This window comes from Nocardiopsis sp. FIRDI 009 (genome assembly GCF_003386285.1).
In the GTDB taxonomy this organism is placed as follows: domain Bacteria; phylum Actinomycetota; class Actinomycetes; order Streptosporangiales; family Streptosporangiaceae; genus Nocardiopsis.
Genome location: NZ_QPNC01000001.1, coordinates 300,754 through 316,630 on the forward strand (window position 1 = coordinate 300,754; position 15,877 = coordinate 316,630).

13 protein-coding genes are annotated in these 15,877 nt (G+C 71.2%); 8 read left to right on the forward strand and 5 right to left on the reverse strand.

Annotation, left to right across the window (positions count from 1 at the left end):
- Nucleotides 1–203: 203 nt before the first annotated feature.
- Nucleotides 204–881: an endonuclease NucS gene (nucS, locus tag DVR05_RS01305; protein ID WP_116243974.1), complete on the reverse strand. Its 678-nt coding sequence runs from the start codon at nucleotides 879–881 to the stop codon at nucleotides 204–206.
- A 230-nt stretch (nucleotides 882–1,111) separates the two neighbouring features.
- Here nucS and DVR05_RS01310 point away from each other — a divergent pair, with 230 nt between their 5' ends.
- The 3 genes from DVR05_RS01310 to DVR05_RS01320 all read left to right on the forward strand — a co-directional run bounded on the left by DVR05_RS01310 (nucleotide 1,112) and on the right by DVR05_RS01320 (nucleotide 3,476).
- Nucleotides 1,112–2,305, forward strand: a complete 1,194-nt coding sequence (locus tag DVR05_RS01310; RefSeq protein ID WP_116243910.1) for a 3-hydroxybutyryl-CoA dehydrogenase — start codon at nucleotides 1,112–1,114, stop codon at nucleotides 2,303–2,305.
- 170 nt (nucleotides 2,306–2,475) lie between these two features.
- Complete coding sequence (locus DVR05_RS01315; protein WP_116243911.1) at nucleotides 2,476–2,712, forward strand: hypothetical protein; 237 nt, start codon at nucleotides 2,476–2,478, stop codon at nucleotides 2,710–2,712.
- A gap of 23 nt (nucleotides 2,713–2,735) precedes the next feature.
- Nucleotides 2,736–3,476 carry an alpha/beta hydrolase gene (locus DVR05_RS01320; protein WP_116243912.1) on the forward strand — a complete coding sequence of 247 codons (741 nt, stop codon included), beginning with the start codon at nucleotides 2,736–2,738 and terminating at the stop codon, nucleotides 3,474–3,476.
- 138 nt (nucleotides 3,477–3,614) lie between these two features.
- Here the strand turns inward: DVR05_RS01320 and DVR05_RS01325 are convergent, their stop codons facing one another.
- Both DVR05_RS01325 and mce read right to left on the reverse strand, forming a co-directional pair.
- A complete protein-coding gene (locus DVR05_RS01325; protein ID WP_116243913.1) occupies nucleotides 3,615–4,889 on the reverse strand; it encodes a DivIVA domain-containing protein in 1,275 nt (424 codons plus the stop codon).
- A 281-nt stretch (nucleotides 4,890–5,170) separates the two neighbouring features.
- A complete protein-coding gene (gene mce, locus DVR05_RS01330; protein ID WP_116243914.1) occupies nucleotides 5,171–5,641 on the reverse strand; it encodes a methylmalonyl-CoA epimerase in 471 nt (156 codons plus the stop codon).
- Between the two features lie 87 nt (nucleotides 5,642–5,728).
- Here mce and DVR05_RS01335 point away from each other — a divergent pair, with 87 nt between their 5' ends.
- Both DVR05_RS01335 and meaB read left to right on the forward strand, forming a co-directional pair.
- Nucleotides 5,729–6,916: an acetyl-CoA C-acetyltransferase gene (locus tag DVR05_RS01335; RefSeq protein ID WP_116243915.1), complete on the forward strand. Its 1,188-nt coding sequence runs from the start codon at nucleotides 5,729–5,731 to the stop codon at nucleotides 6,914–6,916.
- Between the two features lie 47 nt (nucleotides 6,917–6,963).
- Entirely contained in the window at nucleotides 6,964–7,923 is a 960-nt protein-coding gene (gene meaB, locus DVR05_RS01340) for a methylmalonyl Co-A mutase-associated GTPase MeaB (protein WP_116243916.1), read from the forward strand.
- 180 nt (nucleotides 7,924–8,103) lie between these two features.
- Here the strand turns inward: meaB and DVR05_RS01345 are convergent, their stop codons facing one another.
- A complete protein-coding gene (locus tag DVR05_RS01345; RefSeq protein WP_116243917.1) occupies nucleotides 8,104–9,762 on the reverse strand; it encodes a glycosyl hydrolase family 18 protein in 1,659 nt (552 codons plus the stop codon).
- 286 nt (nucleotides 9,763–10,048) lie between these two features.
- A complete protein-coding gene (locus DVR05_RS01350; RefSeq protein ID WP_116243918.1) occupies nucleotides 10,049–12,001 on the reverse strand; it encodes a glycoside hydrolase family 18 chitinase in 1,953 nt (650 codons plus the stop codon).
- Nucleotides 12,002–12,415: 414 nt separating this feature from the next.
- On the opposite strand from DVR05_RS01350, the gene DVR05_RS01355 reads away from it, so the two are divergent.
- From DVR05_RS01355 to DVR05_RS01365, 3 genes are all read left to right on the forward strand, one after another.
- Nucleotides 12,416–13,438, forward strand: a complete 1,023-nt coding sequence (locus DVR05_RS01355) for a hypothetical protein (protein WP_116243919.1) — start codon at nucleotides 12,416–12,418, stop codon at nucleotides 13,436–13,438.
- Nucleotides 13,439–13,509: 71 nt separating this feature from the next.
- Complete coding sequence (locus tag DVR05_RS01360; RefSeq protein ID WP_116243920.1) at nucleotides 13,510–14,025, forward strand: MarR family transcriptional regulator; 516 nt, start codon at nucleotides 13,510–13,512, stop codon at nucleotides 14,023–14,025.
- 75 nt (nucleotides 14,026–14,100) lie between these two features.
- Nucleotides 14,101–15,831, forward strand: coding sequence for a methylmalonyl-CoA mutase (locus DVR05_RS01365; RefSeq protein WP_116243921.1), 1,731 nt, complete (start codon nucleotides 14,101–14,103; stop codon nucleotides 15,829–15,831).
- Nucleotides 15,832–15,877: the final 46 nt, after the last annotated feature.

The window sequence follows — 15,877 nt, forward strand, 5'->3', positions numbered from 1 at the left end:
GCGCGTCGGCTCGTTCGGTCAGACCGCCCAGGGCGAGCGCCCCGGCGGTGCCAGGCGGGCGCGGACAGTACCCGGTGAAGTGCCGGACCACGGCGCCGACGGTCAGCCGGGGCTCGGTGTCGCGCCGCCGCACGACGCCGGTCCGCGACCGCCAGCCGGGCCCCGCCCGGTGTCCTCCGAGGACACGACGACCGGGGAGGGAGTCAGAACAGTCGCAGGGTGTCGGGTTCGATCCCGCGCAGCTCGTCGTAGTCGAGGACCACGCAGGAGATCCCGCGGTCCTCCGCGAGTACGCGCGCCTGCGGTTTGATCTCCTGGGCGGCGAACACGCCGCGCACGGGGGCCAGCGTCGGGTCCCGGTTGAGCAGCTCCAGGTAGCGGGTCAGCTGTTCGACGCCGTCGATGTCGCCGCGCCGCTTGAGCTCCACGGCCACGGTGGCGTTCTCGCCGTCGCGGCACAGAATGTCGACCGGGCCGATCGCGGTGGGGTACTCGCGGCGGATCAGCGTGTAGCCCTCGCCGAGCGTGGTGATGTGCTCGGCGAGCAGCTCCTGGAGATGCGCCTCGACGCCGTCCTTCTGGAGGCCGGGGTCCTTGCCGAGTTCGTGCGAGGTGTCGTGCATGACCTCCTCGACGGTCAGCACGAGCTTCTCACCGGACTTGCCGTGGGTGACCGTCCAGATGTCGGGGCCGTCGGCGACGGTCTCCTCGCGGAGCTTGCACGGCGGGTTCATCCAGTTGAGCGGCTTGAACGCGCGGTCGTCGGCATGGATGGACACGCTCCCGTCCGCCTTGATGAGGATCAGGCGGGGAGCCATGGGCAGGTGGGCGGTGAGGCGGCCGACGTAGTCGACGCTGCACCGGGCGATGACGAGACGCACGGCGGACACGTTACCGCCTTCCGTGGAGCCCACGGGCCGGAAATCGGGTGACACCGTCCACGCCGGTGCCGCCCGCATGGTTACTGGAGAGTAACCTTGGGCTGGCGGCCCCGCCCCGAACCCCGACCGCGTGTCGCGGTCGTCGGACCACTGGCGGGGCGGGGCCGCGGGCCAGAAAATGCGTGGTCCCGCCCCCGTGCCGGACCACGCGTCCGTCTAAGGTGGGGCGCATGGTGCAGGAATTTGAGAAGGTCGGTGTCGTCGGACTCGGCACGATGGGTGCGGGTATCGCTGAGGTGTTCGCCCGTGCGGGGTTCAACGTCACCGGGGTCGAGATCGACCAGGCCGCCCTCGACCGCGGCCGCGGCCACGTCGACAAGTCCCTGTCCCGGGCCGTGAGCCGGGGCAAGCTCACCGAGGAGGAACGCGCGGCGATCGACGACCGCCTGACGTTCACCACCTCCCGTGAGGACCTCTCGGACGCCGACTTCGTCGTCGAGGCGGTGCCCGAGAAGATGGCGATCAAGCGCGACGTCTTCGGCGACCTGGACCGGATCTGCCCCCCGGGGACGATCCTGGCCACCAACACCTCCTCCCTGTCGGTCACCGAGATCGCCGCGCTCACCGGCCGCCCCGAGCGGGTCGTCGGTCTGCACTTCTTCAACCCGGCCCCCGTCATGAAGCTGGCGGAGGTGGTCACCACGGTCTCCACCAGTGAGGAGACCGTCGACATCGTCACCGAGGTCGCCAAGCGCATCGGCAAGACCCCCGTCACGGTCGGCGACCGGGCCGGGTTCGTGGCCAACGCGCTCCTGGTGCCCTACATCAACGACGCGATCCGCCTGTACGAGCGGCGCGTGGCCACCCGTGAGGAGATCGACGCCTCCGTCCAGAAGGCCGCCGGACTCCCGATGGGACCGCTCACCCTCGCCGACCTCGTCGGTCTGGACGTGTGCCTGGCCGTCATGGACGTGCTGTGGGAGGAGTACCGCGAGCCGCGCTACGTCGCCGCCCCGCTGCTGCGCCGGATGGTGGCCGCCGGGCGACTCGGCCGCAAGTCCGGCCGGGGCTTCTACACCGGGCAGGACGACCCCGACGAGCCCCAGACCACCGGTCGCTTCGCGGAGATGGTCCGCGAGGAGGAGAACCTGGACCTGGGCGAGATGCTCATCGCCCCCCAGATCGACGACGCCCTGCGGATGATCGGCGACGGCTACGCCTCCGCCCGCGACGTCGACACCGCCATGCGGTTCGGCTGCGGCTACCCCAAGGGCCCCACCGAGCTGCTGGAGGAGCGCGGTGCCGAGTCCGTCGTCACCACGCTGGTCGCGATGAGCGAGTACAGCCTGACCAGCATCTCCGTGCCCGCGCCGCTGCTGGTGGACCAGCTGCCCGACGTCGGGCACGAGGGCCACGACCACTGACGCGCGAGCCCGTGGAGGATCACGGCACGGCCGCCGTCACCGGGTGTGGCGGCGGCCACTGATCGGTCTCTTCTACCCTGGGACACGTGAGCCCGCGCCGTAACTCCCCCCGCCGTAAGTCCTCCCGGGGTCGCCGCGGTCCCGCGGGACCGCCCGACGAGGACGCCCTGATGCTGCGTATCACCGGGGGGCAGCGCCGGGAGACCGGGCCCGACGGGGAGTGGGTCACCCGCCGGATCCCCGGCGCGTCCGCCACCAAGGTCTACCGCTGCCCCGGGTGCGTCCAGGAGATCCCCGTGGGCATGGCCCACGTCGTGGCCTGGCGCCCCTACGGCGACGGCGGCGACCGGAGGCACTGGCACTCCTCCTGTTGGGACCGGCGTGCCCGCAGGTCCCCCCGTTACTGAGGCCGACCCGGATTCGAGGAGCCATGGAGATCCGAGCCACCACGGTGCTGCCCGCCGTGCGCCGACCCATCACCCTGCACACCGCCGACGGCCTGGAGCTGGTCGGTGAACTGGCCACGCCGGAGGGCCGCGACCCCGTGGCCACCCTGGTGTGCCTGCACCCGCTGCCCACCGCCGAGGGCATGATGGACAGCCACGTCCTGCGCAAGGCGTCCTTCCGTCTGCCCGCCCTGGCCGATATCGCGGTGCTGCGGTTCAACACCCGCGGCACCACCTCGCGCCACGGCACCAGCCAGGGCAGCTTCGGTGACGGGGAGACCGAGCGGCACGACGTCCTCGCCGCCATCGAGTTCACCGAGTTCGAGGGGCTGCCCGACCCGTGGCTGCTCGGCTGGTCCTTCGGGACCGAACTGGCGCTCAAGTGGGGCTGCGACCCGCAGGTGACCGGCGCGATCCTGCTGTCCCCGCCGCTGCACCGCGCGGGAGAGGCGGACATGAGGGTGTGGGCGGACTCGGGCAAACCGGTGGTCGCGCTGGTGCCCGAGCACGACGACTACCTGCGTCCCGAGGAGGCCCGCAAGCGGTTCGCCCCGCTCACGCAGGCGGAGGTCATCGGCGTCGACGGTGCCCGGCACCTGTGGGTGGGGGAGCCGTACGTGCGCCGCGTGCTGGGCGAGATCGTCCGGTACGTCAACCCGGCCGCCCACCCGCTGCCCACCGAGTGGGACGGACCCCACGAGAAGGACGTCGTCCCCCTGGGCTGACCCCCCACACGTCACGCGAGAGGGGCCCGCCTCCGGAAGCGATCCGGAACGCGGGCCCCTCGCCGTGCGCGTGCGGCCGTCTCTGACGGGAGGGCTTGCGCCCCCCGCCGGCCCGAGAGCGGGCTTGAGGTCCCCTCGCTACTCCTGCCACCAGTCCTCGTCGTCGGACCCCTTGCCGGAGTGGGCGGGCTGCTTGCTCTCCTCGGCCGGAGCGCTCTCCTGCGGGGCGATCGCCGCAGGCGCCGGAGCGGCCGGAGCGGGGGCCGGGGCGCCGCCGCCACCGAGCAGCTGACGCAGCTGCTGGAGGTGCGACTGGATGCTGTCGCGCTGCGCGTTGAGGTCGTCGACCTCCTTCTTGGCGGCCGTCATGATGCGGTTGGCCTCGGCCTTGGCGTCGGCGAGCTGGTGCTCGGCCTTCGACTTGGCCTCCGCCTCGATCTGCGCGGCGTTCTTCTTGGCGTTGCCGACCAGCTGCTTGGCGTGGTTCTCGGCGTCGCGCCGGGTCTGCTCGGCCTGCTGGCTGGCCTTGGTGGCCCGCTGCTCGGCGCTGTTGGCGCGCTCCTCGGCCTCGCTGACCATCTTCTGGGTGGCGGCCTGGGCGGCGGCCAGCCGCTCGGCGTCCTGGCGCTCGGCCTCGGCGCGGCGGTCGGCGAGCTGGAGCTCGAACTGGTCCTCGGCCTCGGTACGGCGCGCCTCGGACTCGGCGGCGGCCCGCTCGGCGTTCTTGCGCAGCTCCTCGGCCTGGCTCTTGGCGGCCTGGATGGTCTCGTCGCGCTCACGCTTGGCGGCGGCGCGCGCCTGGGCGCACTCGCGCTCGGTGGTGGTGCGCAGCTTGGCGATCTCGCCCTCGAACGTGGCGCGCTTCTCGGCGATCTCGTGGTCGACGGCGGAGCGCTTCTTCTGCACCTCGCGCTCGGTGGTGGAGGCCAGCTCGTCGGCCTCGCGGCGGGCCGTGGTGGTGATCTCCTCGGCCTCGGCCTCGGCGGTCTGGCGCAGCTCGTCGGCCTCGCGCTGGGCCAGGGTGCGCACCTCGGTCGCCTCCGACTCGGCGGCGGCGCGCATCTCGGCGGCCTCGATCTTGGCCGCCGAACGGATGTCGTTGGCGTCGATCTGGGCGCTCTGGACGAGCTCGTTGGCCTGCTCCTCGGCCAGGCGCAGCAGCTCCTCGATCCGCGAGCCCAGACCGGCGTAGGAGGGGCGCTCGCGCTCCTGGAGCTGGCGGTTCTTGGCGCTCAGTTCGGCCTTGAACTTCTCGATCTTCTTGTGGGACTCCTCCAGCTCGCCGCGCAGGCTCGCCGCGTAGTCGTCCACCTGGGTGCGGTCGTAGCCACGCAGCACCACGTCGAATTCGGGCGGGGTGTTGTCCTCGTTGAAGATGTTGTCGAGTTGGGAGTCAATGTTGTTTGACGACATGTGGCGGAATCCTGAACGGGTGCGAGACGGCTAACTTGCGAGCGGCCGGGGGGCGGCGGACGGCGGCCGCGTCGGCCCCGGTGGACGGGTGGTATCCGGGCACGCGGCTACCGGACTGCAAGACATGAACCTCGGCCGGAAGAACACTCCGGCGGCTAGGCGACTTTATCAAGCGTGGAACGCCTGGGAAGAGGGTTTCGGGTAACTTCCGGTGGGCCTGTGGTCAACTCCTCCCCCATGGCCCAAGCCGTGATGTGTCCGGAACGTCCCCGTGACATCTCTCACCGCGGCCCTTCCCCGGCGCTCTGCACGAGCTCGGTGAGCACGCCCCCGCAGTCCTTCGGGTGCAGGAACACGATGCTCGACCCCATCGACCCGGGGCGCGGTTCGGCGTCCAGGACGCGCACGTCGCGCTCGCCGACGGTCGCGGCGCTCGCAGCCACGTCGGAGGTGCCGAAGGCGACGTGGTGCACGCCCTCGCCGTTGCGCTCCAGGAACTTCGCCACGGGGGAGTCCGGACGGGTGGGTTCGAGCAGTTGCAGATAGGTGGCGCCGCCGTCGTCCGTGCCGTTGATTCGGAGCATCGCCTCCCGTACGCCCTGCTGCTCGTTCACCTCCTCGTGCTCGACCTCGAAGCCGTAGGTACGGCGGTAGAACTCGATCGAGGCGTCGAGGTCGCGGCACGCGATGCCGACGTGGTCGACCCTGGTGATCCCGGAGAAGGGGGCGGTGGGGGCGGGTGTGTCGCTCATGAGCGTGAACCTCTCGGATGTCGCCGAACGCTGTGTGGGTATCGTTGCAGACCAGGTGCGTCCCCGATCACATGGAGGCCAGTTACGATGCCCGGTTCCGTCATCGTCGGTGGGGCGCGGACCCCCACCGGCAGACTCCTCGGCTCCCTCGCCGGGTTCTCCGCCGCCGACCTGGGCGGCTTCGCGATCAAGGCCGCGCTGGAGCGTGCCGGTATCAGCGGCGAACAGGTCGGATACGTGGTCATGGGACAGGTCCTCCAGGCCGGTGCCGGGCAGATCCCGTCCCGCCAGGCCGCCGTGAAGGCGGGCATCCCCATGAGCGTCCCCTCCGTCACCATCAACAAGGTGTGTCTGTCCGGTCTGGACGCGATCGCCCTCGCCGACCAGCTCATCGCCGCGGGCGAGTTCGACATCGTGGTCGCGGGCGGCATGGAGTCCATGACCAACGCCCCGCACCTGCTGCCCAAGTCGCGCCAGGGCTTCAAGTACGGTTCCGTCGAGGTCCTCGACGCCACCGCGCACGACGGCCTCACCGACGTCTTCGACAACGAGTCGATGGGCGCCTCGACCGAGCGGCACAACGGCAAGCTCGGCATCGGCCGGGCCGAGCAGGACGCCTTCGCCGCCCGTTCCCACCAGCGGGCCGCCGCGGCCACGGCCGAGGGCCGCTTCGCCGACGAGATCGTTCCCGTGGAGATCCCGCAGCGCAAGGGCGACCCGGTCGTCTTCGCGACCGACGAGGGCATCCGCCCCGACACCACCGCCGAGAGCCTGGGCAAGCTGCGTCCGGCCTTCGACGCCGACGGCACCATCACCGCCGGATCCTCCTCGCAGATCTCCGACGGCGCGGCCGCCGTGGTCGTGATGAGCCGGGCCAGGGCCGAGGAGCTCGGAGCGCCGATCCTCGCCGAGATCGGCGCGCACGGCAACGTCGCCGGTCCGGACAACTCCCTGCACTCCCAGCCCTCCAACGCCATTCAGCACGCGCTGACCAAGGCCGGGCGGACCGTCGAGGACCTCGACCTGATCGAGATCAACGAGGCCTTCGCCGCGGTGGGCATCCAGTCGACGAGGGACCTGGGCGTGTCCGAGGACATCGTCAACGTCAACGGCGGCGCCATCGCGATCGGTCACCCGATCGGCGCCTCCGGTGCCCGTATCGCCCTGCACCTGGTCAACGAGCTGCGCCGGCGCGGCGGCGGGTTCGGCGCCGCGGCCCTGTGCGGCGGCGGCGGCCAGGGCGACGCCCTGCTGTTCACGGTGCCCGGGCAGTAGGCACGACCCATCGGGCCCCGGCCGGGGCCGAAGCGACGAGGAGACGCATGGACGCGGCCCGTTTGGTGGAACGCCTTCGGGAGGGTGACCGCAGGGCGTTGGCCCGCGCGGTCACCCTGGTCGAGAACGGGGCGCCGGAGCTGCGCGGGATCATGGCGGCTCTGGCCCCGCACACCGGCCGGGCGCGCGTGGTCGGCTTCACCGGGGCCCCCGGGGTGGGCAAGTCCACGACGACCAACGCCGTGGTGCGTCTGGTCCGCGCCCGGGGGCTGTCGGTCGCGGTGCTCGCCGTGGACCCCTCCTCACCGTTCACCGGGGGTGCCCTGCTCGGGGACCGGGTCCGGATGCAGGAGCACGCCACCGACCCCGGCGTCTACATCCGCTCCATGGCCAACCGGGGGCACCTGGGCGGACTGTCCTGGGCGGCGCCGCACGCCCTGCGCGTCCTGGACGCGGCGGGGTTCGACGTGATCCTGGTGGAGACGGTCGGGGTCGGCCAGGCCGAGGTCGAGATCGCCGGGCTGGCGGACACCACCGTGGTGCTGTGCGCCCCGGGGATGGGCGACTCGGTCCAGGCGGCCAAGGCGGGCGTGCTGGAGGTGGCCGACGTCTTCGCCGTGAACAAGGCCGACCGGGACGGGGCCCGGGTCACCCTGCGCGAGCTGCGGCAGATGGTCGCGATGGTGGACCGGACCGACGAGGAGTGGAAGCCGCCGATCGTCATGACGGTGGCCGCCGAGGGCGAGGGCACCGAGGAGCTGTGGGAGAAGGTGGAGCGGCACCGCGCCCACCTGGAGTCCACGGGTGAGCTCACCTCGCGGCGGCGCGCCCGCGCCCGCGAGGAGGTGCAGGGGATCGCGCTCGACCTGCTGCGCTCGCGCATGGTCGGGGTGGGTGAGGACGGCGGCCTGGACGCTTTGGCCAGGGAGGTCGCGGAGGGGGAGCGCGATCCCTACTCGGCGGCCGACCTCCTGCTCAAGGAGCTGGGCGCCGACCCCCGGGAGTGAGGTCCGGCCCTCGAAGACGCCGGGGTCGAGGGCCGTGCGCGTGCGCCGCCCCCGGAGACGAGAGGGGCCGACGCGGACCGTCGCACATCGGTCCGCGTCGGCCGGGGCGGCGGTGCTCCCCGGATCAGAGCACCGACGCCCGTCCCGGAACGGAGGGGTCCGTCCGGGAGCCTGGGGCGGTCAGCCGTCGACCAGCGCCGTGTCGATGGCGGCCATGAGGCTGCCGTCGGCGTCGTCGCCGTCGATCGACCAGACCATGACTCCGCCGAGGCCGTTGTCGACGGCCCACTCGGTCTTCTGGGCCATGGCGGTCTCGTCGTCGTAGGTCCAGAAGGTGTTCCCGTCGTAGAGCCAGGCCGTGCCCAACTCGTCGTTCCGGTACAGGTCGAAGCCCTCCAGCTCCTTGAGGGCCGACCAGCGCGGGTCGCCCCCGGCCGGGCCGGTCGCGTTCTGGAGGAGGCCGTCGCCGTTCGGTCCGGGTTCGACCCCGGTCCATCCCTGCCCGTAGAAGGGCACGCCCAGGACGATGTCGGCGGGGTCGACGCCGCGGTCGACGTAGGCCCGGACCGTGTTCCGCGTGGAGATGACCGGCCCCTCGTCGAGGGGGTCGGCGACCAGGTTGGACTGGTGGTTGGTGGTGGACTCCCACGTGCCGTGGTAGTCGTAGCCCTGGACGGTGACGAAGTCGAGGTCGGTCATCAGCTCGTCCAGCTCGTAGCCGAGGTCGATCCGCCAGGTGCCCGCGGGCAGGAAGGCGGTCAGCTCGTACTCGCGGTCGGTCTCGGCCTCCAGGGCGTCGAGCTGGTCGCGGAACTCCTGGACGAGGGCGGTGAAGTTCTCGCGGTCCTCGGGGCGCACGGTGTTGTGCGGGTGGCCGCCGCTGCCGGGCCACTCCCAGTCGAGGTCGATGCCGTTGAAGACACCGTAGGCCGCGCCCGGGCCGCCCGCGCCGTCGAGTTCGGGCAGGTCGCCGCGGAGGTACAGGTCGATGCAGGAGCTGACCATGCGCTCGCGGGACTCGGGGGTCAGCGCGGCGTCGGAGAAGTGCTCGGACCAGGTCCAGCCGCCGAGGGAGATGTTGACCTTCAGGTCGGGGTACATCTCCTTGAGCTTGCGCAGCTGCTCGAAGTTGCCGCGCAGCGCCTGGTCGGGGTCGTCGGCGACGCCGTCGACGCTGTTCGCCGCGCTGGTGGGAGTTTCGTAGTCGGCGCGGGCCTCGCCCAGGCCCTCCTCGTCGCTCATGAAGCACTCGCCGTCGGCGCCCACGTTGCCGAAGGCGTAGTTGATGTGCGTGAGTCGCGCGGCGGTGCCGGAGGTGACGAGGTCGCGGACGCGGTAGCCGTTGTCCTCCGCGCCCCACTGGGGGAGGTAGGCGACGCTGAGGCGGTCGTGGTCGGGTCCGGTGTCGCCGTCGCAGGGGGCGCCGTTGACGAGGCACAGGGTGGGGGCGGTGGCGCCGTCCTCGTGCAGTCCGTTGAACCCGAAGCCGTAGCTGCCCCCGGCTGGGATCGTGGCGCCCCAGCGCGGCGGGGTGACCGTGTACCAGCCCTCCGACTCCGTCAGGTCCGCGTTCCACATCTGGTGGACGCTGCTGCCGTCGGGGAGGTCGAAGCGGATCGTCCAGTCGCTGACGGGGGCGTCGGAGGTGTTGGTGACCGTGACCCGGCCGCTGTACCCGGTGTTCCAGCGCGCGGACTCCTCGAAGACGACGGTCAGGTCGCCCGGCTCGGCGGTGGAGGTGTCGTCGGCGGACGCGGTCGTGGCCGCCAGGGCGAGGGGCGCCGCCAGGGCGGCGGCGGACAGCGCTGCCAGCGGGCGGCCGGGGCGTCGTGTTCTCACGGGCTGGATCTCCTGTGGTGCCGGGGGGTGATCACATGCGGCCCCGCGGGGCGGACGTGTGATCTGAGCCACGGGTGGATCAACTATTAGGAAACTTAACTAACAATTCTCTGCGTCGTCAAGGGGCCCTCTGTAACGAACGGTGACACAGGGTGCGGATGGTGTCTGTGGGGTGGACCTGGCCAGCGTGACGGCCGGACCGGTGGCCGGAAGGGGGTGTGTCCCCTTCCGGCCACCGTCATCCCTTGACATCAACCGCCCGGACGGGCGTCCCGCGGAGGGCGGGTCAGGACGCCAGCGCCGCGTCGACCGCCTTCATCAGCGTGCCGTTGGCGTCGTCACCGTCGATGGACCAGATCATGACGCCGCCCAGTCCCTGGGCCTGCGCCCAGTCGGTCTTCTGGGTCAGCGCGATCTCGTCGTCGTAGGTCCAGAAGGTGTTCCCGTCGTAGAGCCAGGCCGTGCCCAGGGCGTCGTCCCGGTGCAGGGTGAAGCCCGGCAGGTCCTTGACCACCTTCCAGTCGTCGATGCCCTGCTCGTAGGTGCCCGGGGCGGGACCGGTCGAGCTCTGGAAGAGGCCGTCCCCGTTCGGACCGGGGTCGACGCCCGTCCAGCCGCGGCTGTAGAAGGGCAGGCCGAGCACCATGTCGGCGGGGTCGACGCCCCGGCTGACGTACTCCTGGATCGCGATCTCACCGGAGAAGAGGCGCGGGCCGGGGTCGTCGGGGTGCAGCACCAGGTTGGACTGGTGGGCCGTGGTGCTCTCCCAGGCGCCGTGGTAGTCGTAGCCCTGGACCGTGACGAAGTCGAAGTTCGGCATCAGCTGGCCCATCTGGAAACCGGCCTCGACCTTCTCCGGGTCGGCGGGCAGGAAGGCGGTCAGCTCGAAGGTCCGACCGGTCTCGGCCTCCAGGGCGTCCAGCTGGGTGCGGAACTCCTGGACGAGGGCGGTGAAGTTCTCGCGGTCCTCGGGGCGCACGGTGTTGTGCTCGTGACCGGCGCTGCCGGGCCACTCCCAGTCGAGGTCGATGCCGTCGAAGACGCCGTAGGCCGCGCCCGGGCCGCCCGCGCCGTCGAACATGGGCAGGTTGCCGCGGAGGAACTGGTCGATGCAGGAGCTGACCATGCGCTGGCGGGACTCGGGGGTGAGCGCGGCGTCGGAGAAGTGCTCGGACCAGGTCCAGCCGCCGAGGGAGATGTTGACCTTCAGCTCGGGGTACATCTCCTTGAGCTTGCGCAGCTGGTTGAAGTTGCCGCGCAGGTCCTGGTTCCAGGTGTCGGCGACGCCGTCGACGCTCTCGTCGGCGCGGAACGAGCGGCCGTAGTCGGCCCAGGCGTCACCCTGGCCGAGCTGGTTGGCCATGAAGCACTCGCCGTTGGCGTTGATGTTGCCGAAGGCGTAGTTGATGTGGGTGAGGTTCTCGGCGGTGCCGGAGGTCTCCAGGTTGCGGACCAGGTAGCCGCGGTCGTAGATGCCCCACTGGGTGAAGTAGGCGACGCGGCGCTCGCCGGTCGGGGTGGTGCCGCCGCCCTCCAGGGTGGTGGCGGTGACCGCCGGGCTCTCCGCGCTCCGGTTGTTGGAGGTGTCGTAGGCGCGCACCGTGAAGCTGTACTCGGTCAGCGGCTCCAGACCGCCGACGGTTGCGGTCAGGGTGTCCCCGTCGACGGAGCGCACGACCTGGCCGCCGGAGACGATCTCGTAGCCCGCGACCGCGACGTTGTCGGTGGCCGCGTCCCAGGACAGGGCGACGGTGTTGGAGGTGACCTCGCCGACGGTCAGACCGCCGGGGGTGGACGGCGCCTCGGTGTCGGGCTCGCCGGGCTCGCCGGAGCAGGGGGCGCCGTTGACAGTGCAGTTGACCGGGGTGGTGTCACCGCCGTTGTGGGTGCCGTTGAAGCCGATCTGGTACGACCCGTTCGCGGGAACGGTGGCGCCCCAGGACGGCGGTGTGAGGGTGTGGGTGTCGCCGCTCACGGTGTGGGTGGCGTTCCACAGGCTGGTGATGCTCACCCCGGCGGGGGTGTCGAAGCTGACCGTCCAGTCGGTGAGGTCGCTGGTGGTCTCGTTCTGGATGGTGATCTGTCCGCCGAAACCGCTGTCCCATCGGGACGTCTCGACGTAGGTGACGGTCACCTCGCCGGGTGCCGCGGCGGCCGGTGTCGGGGCCAGGGCGAGGGGGGCGACCAGCAGTGCCGCCGCCAACGCGGCGAGCCGGTTTCTCAGATGGCGTGCTCTCACGGAGGGGTCTCCAGGGTGGGGGGAGGGACTGTGGGCTGACCGCAGGGGAGCGGGCGCTCCGGGCAGCGGAGGGAGTCCTTGCGGAGTGGTGATGCGTCGGATCCGAGTGAGGTCAAGGACGGTGGTGAGCGGGCCATAACGTCTCTGACGTGGGGGAACTAATTTTTAGGAAACTTAACTAATAGTTTCCTCACGAGTCAATGAGAGCGCGTGGCCTTTCTTCGTCTTCCTCGGGAGCCGGATCGTGTTGACTCCGGGGTCAAGCCGTGTTTTCCGAGTTGGGGGACCGGACCGGTACCGGGCGCCCCAACTGTCCCCTTGTGGCCAGGGAAGATCCTTGTGGTCCTTCTCCGAGTGTGGTACTCAGGCGGCCCTGAGAGCGGAACCGTTGGTGGCGCCTGGTACACAGCCCCCATGCGCCACGAGATCGTGCCCGGGTACTTCCCCCGGAACCACGTCGTCGAGTTCGGGGGACTGCCCGTGGCGGTGTTCGCGCCGGGTGACCACGAGTACGAGGGATCGCACCACGAGGAGGTGCACGAGTTCGTGGTGCGGTGGCTGGAGGACAGGGGCCTGCCGGTGCCGCGGCACCTGCTCCCGGAGGGCGCGGCGGCCCTGCGTGCGGCGGGCCTGGCCGATCCGGGGTCGGTGGCCTGGTGGGTGGCGGTCTCCGAGGTGGACGACATCCCGGCGTGGCTGGAGTACTTCACCGAGACGGTGGACACCACCGCCGTCACCGCGCTGGTGGTCGGTGGCGCGGTGGAGGGCGACGAAGCCGAGGACATCGTGCTCGCGCTGATCCACCACAGCGAGCGCTTTCCCGAACTGCGGTCCCTCTTCGTGGGGGAGATCGACGACGGCCGGACCACCACCCACGAAGCCGAGATCGCACCGCTGTTCGCCGCCCTCCCCGGCCTCACCGACCTCCGGTGCTGTGTGAGCGACGACCTGGAGTTCGGCCGCGTCGAGCACGCCGCCCTGCGCCGACTCGTGATCCACAGCACCGCACTCTCTCCCCGTGTGGTCGAGGACGTCGCCGCCAGTGATCTGCCCGCCCTGGAACACCTGGAGATGTGGAGCGGCGAACGGTTCGCCGACGCGCAGCACGAGTGGGAGGCCGAGGCGTTCGAGCGGCTCGCGCACAGTACGACCCTGCCCGCGCTGCGGCACCTCGGCCTGCGGGACTTCACGTTCATGGACGAGATCGTCGCCCTGCTCGCCCGGGGGCCGTTGGTGCGCGGCCTCGACAGCCTGGACCTGTCCCGGAGCTTCCTCACCGACACCGGCGCACGGCTCCTCCTGGGCGACCCGGCGTTCCACGGCCTGCGGCGGCTGGACCTGCGGCGGCCGGACAGGGCGCGCGCCCTCCTGTCGTCGGACACGGCCTCGCGGCTGGTGGCGGGTCTGGCCGCCGTCGACACCGACGTCCTCCTCTGAGACGCAGGCCCGGCCGAGGAGCGGGCGGGGGGCCGAGGGGGCGCGGTTAGAGTGGCGACGTGGGAAACCCGTTGAATCTACCGTTCGACCCGATCGAGCGCGCGCACGACAACTGGACCCGGCGGTGGGGCGCCTCGCCCGCCATGGCCGCCGTCACCTCCGTCATGCGCGCCCAGCAGATCCTGATCGGGGAGCTGGACGGCGCCCTCAAGCCGTTCGGCCTGACCTTCGCCCGCTACGAGGCGCTGGTCCTGCTCACCTTCAGCAACTCCGGCGCGCTGCCGCTCGGCAAGATCGGTGAGCGCCTCATGGTGCACCCGACCAGCGTCACCAACACCATCGACCGGCTGGAGGGGCAGGGGCTCGTGCGCCGCCGCCCCAACCCGAGCGACGGTCGCGGTGTCCTGGCCGAGATCACCGACGCCGGGCGCGAGGTCACCGAGGAGGCCACCAGCGCGCTCATGAGTATGGACTTCGCGCTGGGCTGCTACTCCGACGAGGAGCTCTGGCGGATGCACGAGATGTTCACCAAACTCCGGATCGACTTCGGGGACTTCCCCGAGCCGGTCGCCGCCGAGGGCCGCTGACGCCCGTCCGGCACCGTGGGGGCGCCGCGGGTGCGCCTTCTGTACAGGCTTATTTGGACGTCCTACTATTTCGGTATGACGGACACCACACCGGGACCCACTCCCAGCGGCGGATCCGAGGAGATCGAGTCGGGCCGTGAGCGCTGGCAACGCCGTTACGACTCCGCCCGCGTGCGCGACGCGGACTTCAGCTCCCTGTCCGGACGTCCCCTCCAGCCCGTGTACGGGCCGCCCCCCGGGTCCGAGGTCCCCGGGTTCGAGCGGATCGGCTGGCCGGGCGAGTACCCGTACACCCGCGGTCTGTACGCCACCGGGTACCGGGGCCGCACCTGGACCATCCGCCAGTTCGCCGGGTTCGGCAACGCCCGCCAGACCAACGAGCGCTACCGGATGATCCTCGCCTCCGGCGGCGGCGGGCTCTCCGTGGCCTTCGACATGCCCACCCTCATGGGGCACGACTCCGACTCGCCGCACGCGCTGGGCGAGGTCGGGCACTGCGGGGTGGCGATCGACTCGGTCGCCGACATGGACCTGCTCTTCGACGGCATCCCGCTCGACGGGACGACCACGTCGATGACGATCAGCGGCCCGGCCGTCCCCGTGTTCTGCATGTACCTCGTCGCCGCCGAGCGCCAGGGCGTGGACATCGGCACGCTCAACGGCACGCTCCAGACCGACATCTTCAAGGAGTACATCGCCCAGAAGGAGTGGCTGTACCCGCCGGGTCCGCACCTGCGCCTCATCGGCGACCTCATGGAGTACTGCGCCGAGCACATCCCGGCGTACAAGCCGCTGTCGGTGTCCGGGTACCACATCCGCGAGGCGGGGGCCACGGCCGCGCAGGAGCTCGCCTACACCCTCGCCGACGGGTTCGGCTACGTGGAACTCGGGCTGTCGCGCGGCCTGGACGTCGACCGGTTCGCGCCGGGGCTGTCGTTCTTCTTCGACGCCCACATCGACTTCTTCGAGGAGATCGCCAAGTTCCGCGCCGCCCGCCGGATCTGGGCGCGGTGGATGCGCGACACCTACGGGGCCACCACGGAGAGGGCGCGGTGGCTGCGGTTCCACACCCAGACCGCGGGGGTGTCGCTGACCGCCCAGCAGCCGTACAACAACGTGGTCCGCACCACCGTCGAGGCGCTCGCCGCCGTGCTCGGCGGGACCAACTCGCTGCACACCAACGCGCTCGACGAGACCCTGGCGCTGCCGACCGAGCAGTCCGCCGAGATCGCGCTGCGCACCCAGCAGGTGCTCATGGAGGAGACCGGGGTGGCCAACGTCGCCGACCCGCTCGGCGGCTCCTGGTACCTGGAGTCGCTCACCGACGAGCTGGAGGCGGAGGCGGAGCGGATCTTCGCGCAGATCCTGCGCATGGGCGGCGGACGCGACGCCGAACACCAGATCGGGCCGATGACCTCGGGCATCCTCGCCGGGATCGAGAACGGGTACTTCAACTCCGAGATCGCCGAGGCCGCGTTCCAGTACCAGCAGGCGCTGGAGAAGGGCGACAAGCGGATCGTCGGGGTGAACTGCCACACCAGCACCGTCTCCGGTGAGCTGGACATCCTGCGGATCAGCCACGAGGTGGAGCGGGAGCAGAAGAGGGTGCTGGCCGAGCGCCGGGAGCGGCGCGACGGGGCCGCCGTCGACCGCGCCCTCGCCCGCCTGCTGGAGGGCGTGCGCGCCGACCACGGCAACCTGGTGCCGCTCATCATGGACGCCGCCCGCGCCGAGGCCACGCTGGGCGAGATCTGCGCCACGATGGGGGAGGAGTTCGGGACCTACACCGAGGACCCGCGCTTTTGAGCCCCGCGCACCAGGGACAGCCACTCGGAGGCGGGGAAGAGCCAGG